This is a genomic window from Veillonella montpellierensis (assembly GCF_947090115.1).
Lineage (GTDB): Bacteria > Bacillota > Negativicutes > Veillonellales > Veillonellaceae > Veillonella > Veillonella montpellierensis.
Window position 1 is genome coordinate 55925 of the sequence record NZ_CAMUMS010000009.1, and the last position, 17533, is coordinate 73457.

General features: G+C 35.4%; 16 protein-coding genes. 12 read left to right on the plus strand and 4 right to left on the minus strand.

Going from position 1 to position 17533, the window contains the following annotated elements; all coding sequences use genetic code 11:
- Nucleotides 1-7 precede the first annotated feature (7 nt).
- The 9 genes from coaBC to rpmF all read left to right on the plus strand — a co-directional run bounded on the left by coaBC (nucleotide 8) and on the right by rpmF (nucleotide 8559).
- Nucleotides 8-1222, plus strand: a complete 1215-nt coding sequence (gene coaBC / locus P6940_RS05940) for a bifunctional phosphopantothenoylcysteine decarboxylase/phosphopantothenate--cysteine ligase CoaBC (protein ID WP_028257470.1) — start codon at nucleotides 8-10, stop codon at nucleotides 1220-1222.
- A 119-nt stretch (nucleotides 1223-1341) separates the two neighbouring features.
- Nucleotides 1342-2208, plus strand: a complete 867-nt coding sequence (locus P6940_RS05945; RefSeq protein WP_277288582.1) for a phosphoribosylaminoimidazolesuccinocarboxamide synthase — start codon at nucleotides 1342-1344, stop codon at nucleotides 2206-2208.
- Nucleotides 2209-2785: 577 nt separating this feature from the next.
- Nucleotides 2786-3973, plus strand: coding sequence for an SAM-dependent methyltransferase (locus P6940_RS05950; protein WP_028257472.1), 1188 nt, complete (start codon nucleotides 2786-2788; stop codon nucleotides 3971-3973).
- Nucleotides 3974-4134: 161 nt separating this feature from the next.
- Nucleotides 4135-5403, plus strand: a complete 1269-nt coding sequence (locus P6940_RS05955) for a pyridoxal phosphate-dependent aminotransferase (protein ID WP_197049774.1) — start codon at nucleotides 4135-4137, stop codon at nucleotides 5401-5403.
- A 569-nt stretch (nucleotides 5404-5972) separates the two neighbouring features.
- Complete coding sequence (locus P6940_RS05960; RefSeq protein WP_028257474.1) at nucleotides 5973-6527, plus strand: LemA family protein; 555 nt, start codon at nucleotides 5973-5975, stop codon at nucleotides 6525-6527.
- 18 nt (nucleotides 6528-6545) lie between these two features.
- The gene (locus P6940_RS05965; RefSeq protein WP_277288267.1) at nucleotides 6546-7325 is read left to right on the plus strand and encodes a TPM domain-containing protein; all 780 of its coding nucleotides are present in this window, start codon (nucleotides 6546-6548) and stop codon (nucleotides 7323-7325) included.
- A 266-nt stretch (nucleotides 7326-7591) separates the two neighbouring features.
- Entirely contained in the window at nucleotides 7592-7726 is a 135-nt protein-coding gene (locus P6940_RS05970) for a rubredoxin (protein ID WP_028257476.1), read from the plus strand.
- 99 nt (nucleotides 7727-7825) lie between these two features.
- A complete protein-coding gene (locus tag P6940_RS05975) occupies nucleotides 7826-8347 on the plus strand; it encodes a YceD family protein (protein WP_277288266.1) in 522 nt (173 codons plus the stop codon).
- A gap of 35 nt (nucleotides 8348-8382) precedes the next feature.
- A complete protein-coding gene (gene rpmF / locus P6940_RS05980; RefSeq protein WP_028257478.1) occupies nucleotides 8383-8559 on the plus strand; it encodes a 50S ribosomal protein L32 in 177 nt (58 codons plus the stop codon).
- A gap of 728 nt (nucleotides 8560-9287) precedes the next feature.
- Here the strand turns inward: rpmF and P6940_RS05985 are convergent.
- The 4 genes from P6940_RS05985 to P6940_RS06000 all read right to left on the minus strand — a co-directional run bounded on the left by P6940_RS05985 (nucleotide 9288) and on the right by P6940_RS06000 (nucleotide 14538).
- Nucleotides 9288-11435: a TonB-dependent receptor plug domain-containing protein gene (locus tag P6940_RS05985; protein ID WP_277288265.1), complete on the minus strand. Its 2148-nt coding sequence runs from the start codon at nucleotides 11433-11435 to the stop codon at nucleotides 9288-9290.
- A gap of 265 nt (nucleotides 11436-11700) precedes the next feature.
- A complete protein-coding gene (locus tag P6940_RS05990; protein WP_028257480.1) occupies nucleotides 11701-12492 on the minus strand; it encodes an ABC transporter ATP-binding protein in 792 nt (263 codons plus the stop codon).
- A complete protein-coding gene (locus P6940_RS05995; protein ID WP_081658389.1) occupies nucleotides 12489-13562 on the minus strand; it encodes a FecCD family ABC transporter permease in 1074 nt (357 codons plus the stop codon). Before P6940_RS05995 ends, P6940_RS05990 begins: the two co-directional genes overlap by 4 nt.
- A complete protein-coding gene (locus tag P6940_RS06000; protein WP_051212053.1) occupies nucleotides 13552-14538 on the minus strand; it encodes an ABC transporter substrate-binding protein in 987 nt (328 codons plus the stop codon). The genes P6940_RS05995 and P6940_RS06000 overlap by 11 nt, the downstream gene beginning before the upstream one ends.
- Before the next feature lie 419 nt (nucleotides 14539-14957).
- Between P6940_RS06000 and fapR the strand changes: the two genes are divergently transcribed.
- The 3 genes from fapR to P6940_RS06015 are packed head-to-tail and all read left to right on the plus strand — an operon-like array spanning nucleotide 14958 to nucleotide 17530.
- The gene (gene fapR, locus P6940_RS06005; protein ID WP_028257481.1) at nucleotides 14958-15518 is read left to right on the plus strand and encodes a transcription factor FapR; all 561 of its coding nucleotides are present in this window, start codon (nucleotides 14958-14960) and stop codon (nucleotides 15516-15518) included.
- 4 nt (nucleotides 15519-15522) lie between these two features.
- A complete protein-coding gene (gene plsX / locus P6940_RS06010; RefSeq protein WP_028257482.1) occupies nucleotides 15523-16551 on the plus strand; it encodes a phosphate acyltransferase PlsX in 1029 nt (342 codons plus the stop codon).
- Nucleotides 16535-17530: a beta-ketoacyl-ACP synthase III gene (locus tag P6940_RS06015; RefSeq protein WP_277293476.1), complete on the plus strand. Its 996-nt coding sequence runs from the start codon at nucleotides 16535-16537 to the stop codon at nucleotides 17528-17530. The genes plsX and P6940_RS06015 overlap by 17 nt, the downstream gene beginning before the upstream one ends.
- Nucleotides 17531-17533 lie beyond the last annotated feature (3 nt).

A 17533-nucleotide genomic window follows, 5' to 3' on the forward strand; every position in this document is an offset into this window, starting at 1 on the left:
TGAACTCATGATGGCAGTATTAAAAGGTAAACATATTATTGTAGCTGTATCTGGTGGCATAGCTGCCTATAAGGCGATTGAAGTAGTGAGCCGCTTACGGAAAGCCGGTGCTGAAGTTAAAGTGATTATGACGCAAAATGCCACACGTATTGCATCTCCATTGACCTTTGGCGAAATTAGTGGATATCCTGTAGCGGTTAGTATGTGGGATGAAATCCATAATTGGGATGTAGAACATATCGCATTGGCCACATGGGCAGATGCTTATATCGTCGTGCCTGCTACAGCTAATGTGATAGGTAAAATTGCTAATGGTATTGCGGATGATATGCTAACCACGACGATTATGGCTACAGAAGGTAAAAAATTAATATGCCCAGCCATGAACTCTGCCATGTATAAAAATCCTATTACTCAACGTAATTTAGCATATTTAGAAGAATTAGGATATGCCATTATGGAACCAGCTGTAGGACAATTAGCATGTCATACAGAGGGAATTGGTCGATTACCTGAGCCAGAAGATATTGTCAATTGGTTAGAGCTACAATTACATGAAACAATAGATCCTACACGATTGGCAAATAAAACAATATTGGTAACAGCAGGTGGTACACAAGAAGCGATTGATCCTGTCAGGTATATTAGCAATCGATCTAGTGGAAAAATGGGCTATGCCATTGCAGAACAAGCGGCTATGTATGGGGCTAAGACCATTCTTGTGAGTGCTCCTACATCATTAGAGGTGCCTAGGCACGTAACGTATATACCAGTGGATTCTGCTATGTCTATGAAAGAAGTGGTAGATGAGCAGTATCCTCAAGTAGATGCAGTTATTATGGCAGCAGCAGTAGCTGATTTTTGCGTGGCACAAGTAGAAGAACATAAGATCAAAAAAATGGAAACTATGACCTTGAAATTAGTTAAAAATCCAGATATTTTGGCAGGACTTGGTGCTACTAAGAAACATCAAGTGTTGGTGGGCTTTGCAGCAGAAACTAAAAACTTATTAGAATATGGTTTTGGCAAAGTGAAAAAGAAACAGTTAGATATGTTAGTTGCTAATGATGTGAGTCAATCTAATGCAGGATTTAATGTAGATACGAATGAAGGCTATTTTTTATATCCAAACGGAAACACAAAAAGAATACCGAATATGACAAAGCGTGAATTGGCACGATTGATCATTGAAGAAGTGGGAAACTTATTAGAAAAAAGGTGAGTCTATAGACTCACCTTTTTTTATATCCCACATAGTATGATTGCGTATTGAATCTAATAGAAAATTGATATATAATAATAATTAATTAATAGAAATCTTTTTATTAGGAGGTCTAAAAAATGAAAGAATATGTTCCTTTTAAATCTGGTAAAGTGCGTGAATTATATGACTTAGATGATAGTTTACTGATTGTTTGTACCGATCGCATTTCTGCATTTGATACTATTTTAAAAGATACAATCCCTCAAAAAGGAGCAATTCTTAATAAAATGTCATTATTTTGGTTGGATTTTACAAGGGATACAGTACCAAATCATATGATTAGCGTGAATCTTGACGATATGCCAGAATACTTTCAAAGGCCTGAATTTAAAGACAAGACCATGTTAGTAAAAAAATTAGAAATGATTCCTGTAGAATGTATTGTACGCGGTTATATTACTGGTAGTGCATGGGAAAGTTATCAAAAAGATGGACATGTTTGTGGAATTTCTCTTCCTAGTAATTTACAAGAGTGCGAAAAATTACCTGAACCTATTTTTACACCTTCTACGAAGGCACCCGTCGGTGAGCATGATATGAATATTTCTATGGAAGAAGGAGAAGCGTGGATTAATCAATTTTTCCCTGGCAAGGGTAAGGAATACATGGATAAGTTGGCGAAATTATCTCTATTGCTTTATTATAAATGTGCGGACTATGCTTTAACACGAGGCATTATTATTGCGGATACTAAATTTGAATTTGGCCTTGATGAACATGGAGAAATCACATTGGGCGACGAGATTTTAACACCTGATAATAGTAGATTTTGGCCACTAAAAGGCTATGAAGTGGGACATGGTCAACCGTCGTATGATAAACAATTTGTTCGCGATTATTTGAAGGCACATCCATCGGATACTTTACCACAGGAAATTATCGATAAAACAATTAATAAATACAAAGAGGCCTATTATTTATTAACAGGGTTCGAATTTGAATAATAGATACTATAATACGATAGGTACTATTAAGCGAAGTACTCGTCCTTTATAAAACATATTGCTTAGGGGCTGTAAGGAGATTTCAATCACATTTCCTTACAGCCCTTTTTGTAGGTTCATATGCATGTAGCTATAAGCATGTGTAAATTTGACGATGTACAATGATTGGGACTAGTTAGTATTCGATAGTTTCCTAATTTACACATAATTGCTGATACCTAGCAATTTTAAAATAGCGGTTGTATAATAGTTTGTGTAAATGAAAATTGATATCATAAAATAGAAAAATAGAATAGATGATATATCTAATCGATTAGTGATTGTAGTGATAATTGATATGAAATTTGACGACCGTAATATATATGATAAATTTAATATATATGAAATTTTAGTGTTGTCATATATGCGATTATGATTTATAGTTAGTTGATATTTTTTAATCTTTATTTGAGTATATAAACATATAAAAATTTTTAATAAATATATAATTTTATTCTGCCTATTCATTTATTAAAAATAGTTTTATTATATTGATAGACTAAAATTAATTATCAGATAATGAGAAGGTGACCTATATATGTTAAAGAAAGCAATACTGAAAAATGCATTAAAATTATGGAAAAAGGCTAATTTCAACGTAAAATATTGGGATGGAGAATTAGTATCCTATGGAGACAACCCTAAGTTTACAGTGATATTTAATCAAGAACCATCTACAGAAGATTTGCATACAGATTTAGTTCTTACAATCGGGGAAGCGTATATGAAAGGCATCGTCGATTTTGAAGGTAGCATGGATGATATTATTAAAACTATGTATGATAATAATCATAGTACGCTTACTATAAAAGAGTTAGAAGACAAGTTAAAGCTATTTGCAGTAGATGAAAAACAGGAAATAAAAGCAGAAAAAGATAATATTCATAGTCATTATGATTTAGGAAATGATTTCTATCGTTTATGGTTAGACCCAACTATGTCTTATTCGTGTGCATATTTTGAAAACGATACAGATACGTTGGAAACAGCACAATTACAGAAAATTGATCATAGTTTAGGCAAACTTAACTTAAAACCAGGTGAGCATTTATTGGATATTGGTTGTGGTTGGGGCTGGCTAGTTATTCGCGCTGCACAAAAATACGGAGTTAAGGCTACGGGGATTACTCTTAGTGAGGAACAATATGCTGGTGCCACTGAACGAATTAAAAAATTAGGCCTAGAAGACTTAGTCGATATTAGATTACAGAATTATATTGAAATTGATCATACTAAAGAACAGTTTGATAAAATTATCAGTATTGGTATGTTTGAACATGTAGGTAAAAAACGATTGGCTGCCTATTTAGCTAAAGTTAACTTAATGTTAAAAGATAAAGGTGTATTTTTACTTCATGCTATTATGTGCCAAATGGAAAGTGAAAGTAATCCATGGATTGTTAACTATATTTTCCCGGGCGGATATATTCCAAGCTTAAGCGAAACATTGACGGCTGGATCTAACATGGGGTATCAAGTACAACATATCGAAAACTTGCGCCGCCATTATGCTAAAACCTTGGATAAGTGGTATGAAAATTATAAACAAGTAGAAGAAAAGGTTATCCAAACATATGGTAAAGAATTTAGCCGTATGTGGGGACTATATTTGTCAGGCTGTGCTTCTGCATTTAGAATGGGAAATATTGATATTTATCAAATCTTATATACCAAAGGTACTAATAATGATATGCCAATGACCTATGGGTATATGTATAACAAATAAAACTATATTTTTGTTTTGACGATTCTTAGATTTTTTCATGATAGACTATGCGTAGTGTTGCTTAGTAGTATGGTACAAAGGCAAATGGTTTTGAAAGAATGATAAACTATTTTTGGTAAATAGTGTATAATAAGAGATAATTTATTATAGTTTGTTAAGGTATGATTTGTTTTAGTGCCAATCGATTACCCATTGTGAAGTTAGGACTGATATTCGTGAAAGAATTTAATAAATCGCAGAAGTTGGAACATGTAGCCTATGATATTCGTGGCCCCGTGTTAGAAGAAGCCAATCGCATGCGTGCTAATGGAGAAAGCATATTACGTTTGAATACAGGAAATCCCGCAGAATTTGGTTTTGAAGCACCAGATGAAGTGATTCGCGATTTAATTCTTCATGCTCGTGAAAGTGAAGGATATTCTGATTCAAAGGGTTTATTTTCTGCTCGTAAAGCCGTTATGCAATACTGTCAGCTTAAAGGGTTTCCTCATGTTGATGTAGATGATATTTATATGGGAAATGGCGCATCTGAATTAATTTCCTTATCGTTGCAGGCCTTGCTAGATAATGGCGATGAAGTGTTAGTGCCTATGCCAGATTATCCATTATGGACTGCCTGTGTTAGCTTGGCTGGCGGTAATGCGGTTCACTATCTTTGCGATGAACAAGCGGAATGGAATCCTGATATTGAAGATATGCGTAGCAAGGTGACAGATCGGACAAAAGCTATTGTTGTCATTAATCCTAATAATCCAACGGGTGCTTTATACTCGAAAGAAGTGTTAGAAGAGATTATACAAATTGCTAGAGAACATGGCCTTATTTTATTGGTGGATGAAATTTATGACCGATTAGTTATGGATGGACATGAACATATTGCATTGGCCAGCTTAGCTCCGGATTTGTTTGTCGTATCGATCAATGGTTTGTCGAAATCACATCGCGTAGCTGGGTTTCGTGTAGGTTGGATGGTTCTATCTGGTCCTAAAACACATGTAAAAGGGTACATTGAAGGCATTAATATGCTCGCTAATATGCGCTTGTGTTCTAATGTGCTAGCCCAGCAAATTGTGCAAACATCCTTGGGTGGGACTCAATCTATTGACAAGCTCTTGTTGCCGGGAGGACGCATTTATGAACAGCGTAACTTTATCTATGAAGCGGTGAATGCGATTCCTGGTTTATCGGCTATGAAACCGAAAGCAGGGCTCTATATTTTCCCTAAAATTGATTTGACCATGTACGATGTGCAAGATGATGAACAATTTGTATTAAACTTTTTGAAACAAGAAAAAGTTATGCTCGTTCATGGACGTGGGTTCAATTGGAAAGATCCAGATCATTTCCGCATTGTCTATTTGCCAACTGTAGAAGAATTATCACAGGTACAAAGTAAAATGGCACGATTCCTACAACAATATAAGAGATAGCATAGTCTGTATCATTGTTACTGGATATTGACGATTCGAGGGTGACGCTACTGGTGAGTGGCGTTGCCCTTTTATTACTCTTGGCGTAATTGTTAGTGTTAATTCTATGCTGCCACAGTAGACTAACTTTCAATGGGGGAGAAAATAGGCTATAGGATAAAACGTGTTGTTTTTAATGCCAATAAAACTAGGAAACACCTAGTTCTATCGGCATTTTGTCTTTTTAGTGACCGTAAAAGGTAAACCAATGTGTTGAAAAACAGCTGCAAGACCTTACTTTTACTGGCCTAATATGATGCGATACATATAATGAGCGGATGGGAACTTATTGAAGCAATGTGATATAATAAATCTAATATGAAAGATTGCGATACTATATATGATATGGATAGAATGATAGAGTAGTATATTATAAGTTATATCTTTAGTGCAGGGTGTTTACTAAGTAGTGAAGTAATCCTGAATAGATACTATTTTATTGGACTTAGTATACTAGGTATGAATTACTCTAGCATATAGTCTATACCATTTCTCGTAGTATAATTGTATAAGAAAGTAGGTTGGTATATATGAAAAAAACATGGCTAATTATTATTGGTGTCATTGTATTAGTTGGTATTTGGTTAGTTAGTGGCTACAATGGGTTAGTCGCTATGGATGAAGCTACTAATAATCAGTTTTCTCAAGTGCAAACACAGTTGCAACGACGTAATGATTTAATTCCTAATTTGGTAAGCACCGTAAAAGGATATGCTGCGCATGAAGAAAAAAGTATTCAAGCCGTAGCCGATGCGCGTGCTAAATTAGGAGGGGCGAAAACAGTTGATGAAATGGCACAAGCTGATGGTGAATTATCTAGTGCGTTGAGTCGATTGTTGATGGTAAGCGAAAATTATCCGAATTTGAAAGCGGATCAAAACTTCCGTGCCTTACAAGATGAATTAGCTGGTACAGAAAATAGAATTGCGGTGGCACGTAAAGATTATAATAGTTCTGTTAAAGAGTATAATCAAGCAATTCGTACATTTCCTAAATCCATTTATGCAGGTATAATGGGCTTTACACAAAAAGATTATTTCCAAGCTGAGCAAAATGCTAACGCGGCTCCAAAGGTATCTTTCTAACTATGAGGAGAGCGTTATATGATACTAACAAATAAGAAGTGGCGTTGGTGGGGATGTATTGCTCTATTGGTAGTAATTTTTTCTTGTTGTCACGGCATGGGACAAGCGGCAATTCCTGCTAAACCTAGTGCGGGTACTTATGTGGTCGATCAAGCACAAGTGCTATCAGAAACAACGAAACAAACTATCAATGCCATGGCGGCTGAACTTGATGAGAAAACGTCGGCACAAGTGGCCGTTGTTACAGTTGACTCATTGGACGGACATACAGCAGATGATTATGCACTGTCTATATTGCGTGATTGGGGCGTAGGCACTAAGAAAGATAACAACGGGTTAGTATTCTTGTTAGCGCCTAAGGATAAACGCGTGTATATTAGCGTTGGATATGGATTAGAAGGAATACTCAATGATGCGAAGGCTGGACAAATTATCGATGACTACGGGCTAGCTTTATTTAAAAACAATAAATTTGATGCAGGCACGTTAGCCGTATCAAAAGTATTGATGTCAGTGATTGCTCAAGATAAAGGCGTTGATTTGACGGGCCATGTAAAAGTTAATAAGAAATATATGGCATCGTCACAGGCACAGCCTCTTTCCATATGGGAACTGCTGATAGGTGGACTCGTTGTTGGGTGCCTAGTAGTGGTTGACTTTAAATTCTTTGGCGGCACCATAACGTATTTAATTATTTCCCTCATACTATCTGGTAGAGGCGGTGGATCTAATCGCGGGTCTGGTCGAGGCTTTGGTGGCGGATCCGGTGGCGGTGGTGGCGCTGGTCGTGGTTGGTAATCATGATAGATTATTTTGCACCAGGCATACAGAATAGAATGTGAAAAAACATTAATATGGGTATATATAACCAATGATTGCCCGTATAAGAGGTGGATAGAATAGAATATTCGTAAAAGGCATATTCAAATTCATATAAATATATGTATAAAGTATTGGAAAATTTCGATATTATTGTTATACTAAGGTTAGATAGTAAATAGTTTATAAAAATACTTAGATAAGTATCTTTGGGATATGTTATATGGATGAAGGGAGTTCCTATTATGAAAAAGTACGTATGTGTCGTATGTGGTTGGGTATATGATCCAGAAGTAGAAGGTATGGCTTTTGAAGATCAACCAGATGATTATGTTTGCCCATTATGCGGGGTTGGCAAAGATCAATTTGAAGAAATGTAATCGAAAAAGCTGCTAGAGATTTTCTCTAGCAGCTTTTTAATGGCGTATATTGACAAATAGACGCTTAATCGATATAATATCATAGTCGAGGTAAAAATTATGAAACTGCAAGTAGAGCAAGCAAAAGAACATATGGGAAAGAAATTTCCTTATAGTTATACAGAACCAGCTACTGAGCTTGGGGATGTAACTGCTTTTCCTTGGAGCGGTCATGATATAACCATTAGTGGTGAGTTTTGGTATGATGGTCAGAACTATATTGTTACTGGTACAGTAGGCACTGTTGGCACTTATGAATGCACTCGCTGTTTAACGCCGGTGGAACATAGAGCTACAGTTCCTTATGAAGAAGTATTTGTTCCTTTTTCAAAAGAAACAAGAGATATTAGTACTGATGTAGAGGCCACTTCATTTGATGGAGAATGCATTGATTTAACAGAACTCATACGGGATACATTAATCATCAATGAACCCTCTCAAGTGTTATGTCAGGATGATTGCAAAGGATTGTGCGTTCATTGCGGAGCAAATTTAAATGTTTCACCTTGTTCTTGTGAATCCTTTGTGGTAGATCCTCGATTGGCAGTGTTACGAACATTGCTTGATACAGATGATGATTAATTTAACCTAATGATTATGTTAAGGAGGTGCAGATAATGGCAGTACCAAAACGTAGATTATCAAAATGCCGTCGCGACCGTCGTCGTGCTAACTGGAAATTGGAAGCTCCTGGTTACGTAGCTTGTCCACAATGCCACGAACCAATGATGCCTCATCGAGTTTGCCCTACATGTGGCTATTATAAAGGAACTCAAGTAGTTGCTAAAGCGTAATACGCCGATATGTATAATCCTTGTAAGCATAGTGCTTACAAGGATTTTTTGCATACTATCATTGTATAAATCATAGTACTTCTCGTTACTCTATAAGGTACCAGAGAATTATGAAAGTAGCATTTTCACAGCATGCACATTCGTTATACTTTGGGGAATGGATGACATTAAGTTATTTTACATAGTTTTATTACATTTTAATGAAATTGGATTTTACAGTAAAATATATTCAACATATGAGAAAGAGAAAAATATGTTATACTTGATAACTGAAGAAAGTTAGCGATAGATAATAAATATTCATGGTACTTTATCATTGTGACTTTGAATATATAATGCATTTATATGATTGGATTGGACAGCATAGTGTGATTCGACCATTTTTATTGTATAAACTACAAATAAGCAATCTCTACGACTTGTGAAACAATTCTAATAAAAAGCCTACTTGGTGCATTGCACCAGGTAGGCTTTTGTATGTTTTGTAAATGAGATTAGTATTTTTTTATTATTGATGTATGGGTATGAGATATATGTATTTTAATTAATAGATTTTTATATGATTTATCTATTAACCCTGTGTACTATTTATCAAGTGGGAAGATTAGTAGGAACATATCAACTGATAATAGATCGTAAGAGATTCTATTGATGAAGATAGCTAGTAATTTCAAGATTTATAGAAAGAATGTGTGGATTGAGTCAATTTTTCTAATACGGATGTTTTATCAGAACTTCCATTCAGCACCAATATTCCATTGATATCCATCTAAATAAATATCTTTCACTTTTTTGTTTAAGATATTATCAATGCCAGCATACATAGAAAAATTAGTATTGAATTTTTTGTATACGGATAGATTTAAGGTATTATAGCTATATTGATTATTGTTATAAATATAGTTGCTATAGATTTCATTCCACAATACGGCATGTGTTCCTTGTTTTTTTAGATTATCGTACTCTAGCATAATTTTTGTTAGATGACGTACACGGTTATCTAGTCGCTCGTGCGTATTTTTATTGATAGCGTCAATAAAGTTATGAGTGAATTTTATGGTCCAATGTGGATTTAAGTGGCGACCAACCATAAATTCTAAGCCGTTTATTTGAGCTTTTTCAATATTTTGATATTGATAAACAAGATGAGGCCGTCTCATTGGAGGACGAGCAGGTGAGGAAGGTTGATTTGGAGTAACATGAGGCATTACTGCTGGAGAAGACACAGGAGCGGAGGAAGAGTGACTTGGAGCCCCGTGAGGCATTCCTGTTGAAGGATGAGCAGAAGAAGAGTCTGGTTGTGCTGCGATTAGATTAGTTATTAAATTGTTGTAATAGGTAATCTTACCAAAGCTTTTCCCACGATCTTCTTCAATGCTGAAATCAAAGCTACGAGATTTTTCAGGATTTAAATTTTCGTTTCCAAGAATAGTAACAAATCCATGATCCCAATTCATATATAGTTCACTAATGCTTGGAGCCTTATAGCCATAGCCATAATTTGCTTTGAATCGCGTGTGAGGAGTTATAGTATATGTGATGCCTAATTTGGAGGTAGCGTTGCTACCAAATTGACTATTGTAATCAAAACGAACAGATGGAGTCACAAATAATTTAGAGTTAATGTGCCACATATCTTCAATATAGGCTGCTAATGTAGTAATAGTATGTTTTTTTAGCAAGCCTCGTATTTTTGAAACACGGGTACCTTTGTAAGTACTAGTTTGAATATTTCCACCTGCAGTAATCGTATGCTTATCGTTTACATAGGATGTATTTTTTCCTTCTAAAGCCCAAGTATAATAATTGGCATAATCAATATCGTTAGGATAGAAAATATCTTTTTTTATATCATTCGTATATTTAGTTTCTTTATCCATTTGATTAAAATAAGTTTGAATCTGATAATCGTTATTTTTAGTTTTTCCTGTATAAGTGACATCAAAACTATAACCATTATTATGGAAGATATTAGCGTAATTCTTCTTAGAGTATTTGTTGGTAGATTTTGTTTTAACGTCAGCAAATGTGGTTTTCATTCGCTCTGTAAAATAATTATATCCAACTCGCAACTTATTTTTATTAGTGTTTTGTAAGTCATAAATGAGATCTAGATTATAATAACGTTGTTGTCCAAAATAATGTTGATCATAACCTTCAAATACTTTGATTGTTTTCATAGGTCCATGTGCTTCTTCTACTTCTCCAGATGCATCATGTTTTTGAGGTCTAACATTAGTCAGACGCGTATTGAAAGAAAGTTGCCAAGGTCCAACCTTTCCTGTAGTATAACCAAACGCTAGATTCTGATTGTCTGACCCGGTAGAAATATTAAACCGCGTTTGTTCTGTATGTGGGATTTTAGTGATTATATTAATAACACCACCCATTGCATCTGAACCATAGAGAGAACTGGAAGGTCCACGTACAATTTCGATGCGATCAATGATATCTATATTATTGCGATTCAAGGCGTATACATTGGTGGTAGAGCCGCTATCTTCGCCAGCAATACGTTTACCATCTACTAATAGTAGCGTATGCCTGGTGTCAAGTCCACGAATCATTACTTGATTACCGGTCATCCCTGCTTTTGTGACACTAATGTTATCAGCCATACGTAATGCTTGCCTTACGTCGGTGGCTGAAAATGTATGAATTTTCTCTTGGTCGATTGTTTCTACAGCTTGCGGAACGATTTTGGCTAATTGTTCTGTTCTATTAGCGGTTACAACAATACTATTTAATTGATGGTTGTTTGGTGTAACACTATCCATAGCAGATACTGAAGATGTATAACAAATGGAAGTACCAAGGGCCATAAAAATGCCAGCGTGAAGTATTCTTTTTTTAGACTTATAAGATAAATAATTCATTTTTTACATCCTTTCTATGATAGAAAAATAAGTTATGGAATGTCTATACTTATAAACATAGATTGGAACTGTGATAGTGAATACTTACAATATTGCAATTTTCTATATATACTACATACTTTAATCTTGTTTTGTTAAATACTTATTAGTATAGTTGATAGTAATGCTTATTATATAGTTGTCACCTTATGGTATACTTTCGAGATAGATTATATTATAAGAAGATTTTTTTATAGTTTGTAAATACCTGATTTGGATAGGCAATTTATATAATTTCATAAGGAATACAAACTGGATAGGATATATCTTTTTGCTGTCGCCATAGAATATCTACTCGCAACCCAAACCACTTGGCAATGGCATCTTCTGTTATGAGTGTGGAGGGAGGACCATCTCCAACGATTGTGCCATCCTTGATAGCAATAATGCGATGACTATATTTACATGCTAAGTTTAAGTCGTGTAAGACCATGATAATGGAAATGTTTCTCTTTTTATAGGTTGATTCGATTAGTTTCATTAGTGCTAGTTGATGATATCCATCTAAATATGTAGTAGGTTCATCTAGTAACAGTATCTGAGGTTCTTGAGCTAAACTTAGGGCTAGCCATACTCTTTGTCGTTCGCCACCAGATAATGAGTATAGAGGAGTGTGGCGATACTGAAATACATCTGTTGCACGCATGGCATTATAGATAATCTCTATATCTGCATCATTTATATTTTTGAAAAAGGGTTTATATGGATTGCGTCCCATGGTTACTAATTGCTCTACTGTCATATCTTCAGGTGCTAGTGTTATTTGTGGTAGCAATGCAATTTTTCTTGCTACTTGTTTAGAAGATTCTCGATAAATGTCTCTTTCGTCCAGTAAGACAGTACCACTGTGAGGTTTTAGTAACCGTGCCATTGATTTTAAAAGAGTGGATTTTCCTGAACCGTTAGGACCAATAATTGAAACGATTTCTGGCTTAGTAAATGTTAGTGTTAAATTCTGGAGTACTACTTTTTTGTTGTAGGTAGCAATTAGTTCGTTAATTTCTAGTTTTGTACTCATCGTTTTCCTACTCCTTTTAGTAAATATAAGAAAAAGGGGGCCCCTAGAAAACTCATTAATATGCCAACTGGAATTTCTGCAGGAGGCATGATTAATCTTGCAAAAGTATCAGCAAAAATAATTAATACACCGCCTAATATTGTAGTGGTGGGTAAAAGATAACGATAGTCTGAACCAACTAGTAATCTCGTTACATGTGGGACAATTAACCCAACAAATCCTAGCATTCCAGCCACACTGACTGCAGAGGCGGATAACAGTCCTGCTAATATGAGCAATATGAGCCTAGCACGCTCCACATGTAACCCTAATGTTTTTGATACTTCGTCACCAAGATTTAGTAGCGTTAATGATTGAATAGAGAACATAGAAGCAATAATACCAATAATAGTATAGGGTAAGATTAGCCAAATATCATTCCAACTTCGGCCTACAAAACCACCAGCCATCCAACTAACAGTACCCTGAATACGATCCGGGAAAAATACAGCTAGAATTGTATTAAATCCCCCTAAAAATGTGGCGACTGCAACACCAGCTAAAATTAAGCGTAATGGATTTAAACCACCTTGCCAAGAAATACCATATACTAAAAAAGCTGCTAGTATAGCACCTAAAAAAGCACCTATGGGGACTAAGGATACAAAAGAAGGAAATAGAATCATAATAACCATAGCAGCTAAACCAGCGCCCGAAGTAATTCCAATGATTCCTGGATCAGCAAGTGGGTTTCTTAAAATACCTTGTAAAATACATCCTGCTAATGCTAAATTCATGCCTGTTAAAAATCCGATAATGATGCGAGGTAGTCGTATATTATAGAGAACCTGTGCAGTTTTTGGAGAATCTCCATATATTATTATGTTATATAGATCGGTCCATGAAATAGAAATAGCACCTAATTTTATACTTAAAATTAAGCCTAGCATAAAAAGAAAAATTAATATAGGAAACATAAGTACAGAAGTTTTCTTTGTGCTAAGGCCATAGTCAACATAGCAAGTAGCCCTCTTTTTATAAGATTGTTTTTTCTTAGATCTTTTAGTGTCATATATATTATTATTTTTCATACAATACCTTTTCTGCTGCCCACATTACTTCATCCATTCTTGCGGTTGTAACAAATGTAAATAAGTTGCTTGGGAGTACTTTGAAATTTCCTTTTTGAACTGCTGGAATATTATTCCACGCAGGAGTGCGAAATGCATTTTTAAAGTTGTCAATTTCCTGTTTAGAGTTCCCGTAAACAACTAGATACACTTCATCACAATCTAATAATGCCATCGTTTCTAAGTTTAAAGGAATGAATCCAGACATGATATCGTTGGATTGGGAGGGTTTATTTTTATTGAGTATAAATTGATCAGCCACATTTTCGGCACCAATTTGCTTAAATAAATCACCTATATATGTATTAGATGTTGCTAATTGATAACTAGTAGGGCTACCAAAAACAATTATTATTTTTTTCTTTGGTGTATCTTTGTGTTTACTCTGAATATTCTTTAAAACTTTCTGATAATGCGTAACTAATGATTGTGCTTTTTCCGTATATCCCGTTATGTATCCTACGGTGAGAATATGATTAAAACTGTCATTTAAACTATTAGACACATGGAAGATAGTAGGAATATTGTTGGCTTGAAAAATGGGTTTTGCTGCTGTTTGAAATGGAAGGTTAACTCCTAGTAATAAATCTGGATCTGATTGGATAATTTTTTCTATATTGGGAGTTATAGCCGTATTCATGACATTTCGCTTATTAATTTCTTTTTGCACAGAATTAGGTAATTCTTTAGAGTTAACTAGTCCTACAGGTTCGATACCTAAAGCAAGCAATAATTCACTATCTGATGAAGAAATAGCCACTATACGTTTAGTAGGAATATTAACTGTAATGGATCCATTATAGTTGTCCGAAATAGTCGTAATTGTAGTTGCATTTGTTTTGCTCTGAGAATTAGAATGACTTATATTTTGATAATATAGAGAACAAAGGCCTAAAAAAAAGGTGAGGATAGCTAAACAAAGCATTTGCTGATTCATAATAGGCTCCTGTGAGTATTGGAAATAGAATTAAATAATGATAATTTTTATCATTTACAGATAATTATATTTTAATATGAGGAATATGTCTAGATTTTGTTATATTGATTATTAATAGGGCATGATCAATGTATATCTTACTGAAATATATAGAAAATATTAAAAATTATAAAAGTAAAATAGTATCTAGTAAGTGAAAAGAAAAGTTAAATTAATTTACATATAGATTGAGGTAGACTATATATAAGTCCAATTTTTTGATAGGCTTAAATAAAAACTTGTTGATACGTATTATATTCTTTTATTAATTTAGAGATATAAAAAATTTATTATAGTACAATTCTTGTGACTTGCCTTATTCTCAAAATTTTGTTATAGTAAGTAGGAAGTATTATTACTAGGTCATAAAAGGTGGTCTCATGAGTCGGTTAAAAAAACAAGAGCGACAACAGCTGTTAATTGAAAAACTAAATACAGTGCCTTTTGTTACAGATGAAGAGTTAGCAAATACATTTAACGTCAGTGTGCCAACAATTCGTTTGGACCGATTGGAATTAGGGATTCCCGAATTGCGTGAGCGGATTAAAGCTATGGCTCAGGAACATACCGTCGGTTCAACGTTGGCTAACCATGCAGAAGTGGTTGGTGATCTTGTAGACTTGATAGAAGGCGAACAAGGATTATCCATATTAAGAACAACAGACAGTATGCTAGATCAATCAGGCTATATTGATCCTCAATACTTGTTTGCTCAGGCTAATTCGTTGGCTAAAGTGGTAATGGGAGTGCCATCTGCTGTAGCAGGCGTAGGTAATATTAAGCAAAAAACGCTTGTGAAAGCAAATTGTAATTTAGTAGCTAAAGCAGAAGTGGTTCGGCGACGAGGTACTAAATACTTTATATGGGTTACCATTAAAAATCGAGTGAAAGAAGTCTTTAGAGCTAAATTTATTATGGAGTCCGTAGAAATTAAGGTGTAAGAATATGAAAATAGCAGTAGATGCAATGGGTGGAGATTTTGCACCCTTAGAAACCGTACGAGGTGCTATTGCAGCAGTGAGTGAACAGGATGATATTCATGTGGTCCTCGTGGGGAATGAAAAACAGATTTTCGAAATCTTAGAAGCAGAAGGCGAACGAAATAATAGCAGATTGTCAGTACATCATGCTAGCGAAGTTATAGAAATGGACGAGCATCCTGGAGTCGCATTGCGTAAGAAAAAAGATTCTTCAATAGTAGTGGCTACATCGTTGGTTAAAAATAAAGTGTGTGATGCGGTGGTGGCACCTGGAAGTACTGGAGCTGCTGTAGCAGCAGCACTGTTTGGATTAGGACGCATTAAAGGCATTGATAGACCTACAATTGCTACACCGATTCCTACGAGGAAGGGCATTACCGTTATGTTAGATTCTGGTGCTAATGCGAATAGCAAACCTAAACATTTAATTCAAGGGGCTATTATGGGTACCGAATATGCTAAATTATTGCTTGGTAAAGATAATCCCACTGTAGGACTATTAAATATAGGAGAAGAATCTACTAAAGGCAATGATGTGGTGTTAAGTACCTATCCTGTGTTAGAAAATATGAAGAGTATTAATTTCTATGGCAATGTGGAAGGACGGGACATTCCAAAAGGCACTGTTGATGTAGTTGTATGCGATGGCTTTGTGGGAAATGTAGTCCTTAAATTTGCAGAAGGCTTAATTACGCAATGTGTGGAATTGATTAAAGATGCTATTATGTCTGGTGGTATTTTTGCTAAATTGGGCGCATTGATGGTTAAGCCGGCTTTAAAAAAACTAGCGAAACGATTAGATTATACAGAAAATGGCGGAGCTCCTTTGTTAGGCGTTAATGGCGTTTTCCTAATCTCTCATGGTAGTTCGAAAGCGAAAGAAATTAAAACGGCTATAACGATTGGTAATGATTTAGTAAAACGTAAAATTATTGAGCATATCGCTGATCGTATCGGTAAAGAAGGAGCAAATGATAATGAGTATGCTGAGTAAATCAATTGGCATTATAGGAACGGGCCATTTTGTGCCTGATAATGTAGTGACAAATTTTGATTTAGAAAAAATGGTAGATACGACGGATGAATGGATTCGTACACGTACAGGCATTAAAGAACGACGTATTGCTCCTGAAGGAATGAATACATCGGATATGGCTACAGAGGCTGCAAAGCGTGCGTTAGAACGTGCCCATATGACAGCGGACGATTTAGATATGATTATTGTAGCTACACTGACGAGTGACATGTCGATTCCTTCTTGTGCTTGTTTAGTACAGGCTAATTTAGGAGCTACAAAAGCGGCTGCCTATGATTTACATGCAGCATGTTCTGGCTTTGTATATGGATTGATTACAGCTGCTAGTTATATCAATACAGGCGTTTGTAAAAATGTATTGATCATTGGTGCCGAAATTCTATCGCGTGTAGTGAATTGGAAAGATCGAAGTACATGCGTTCTCTTTGGTGATGGCGCTGGTGCTGCGGTGGTATCTGCTGTTGATGAAGGCTATGGAATTAAAGGCGTCGATTTTGGTGCTGATGGCGCTGGTGGTATGGCTTTATGCATCCCTTCAAGTGGTACTAAACTGATGCCTAATGATCAACGAATTGAGGAAGGCTTAACGTTTATTCATATGGAAGGCCCTGAAGTTTATAAATTTGCCGTTAAAACAATGGGAAAAACAGTGTTGACGTCGTTAGATAAAGCAGGGATGGCATTGGAAGAACTTGATTATTTTATTCCACATCAAGCGAATAAACGAATTATCGACTCTGCTGCGCACAAACTAAAATTACCAGCAGATAAGGTATTTGTAAATTTGCCTAAGTATGGAAATACATCTGGCGCATCGGTGGGGATTGCTCTTGACGAAGCGGTACGGAGTGGATTAATAAAAACAGGTGATAATGTGGCATTAGCTGGCTTTGGTGCTGGATTAACATGGGCTAGTTTAGTTATGAAATGGTGTTAAGGA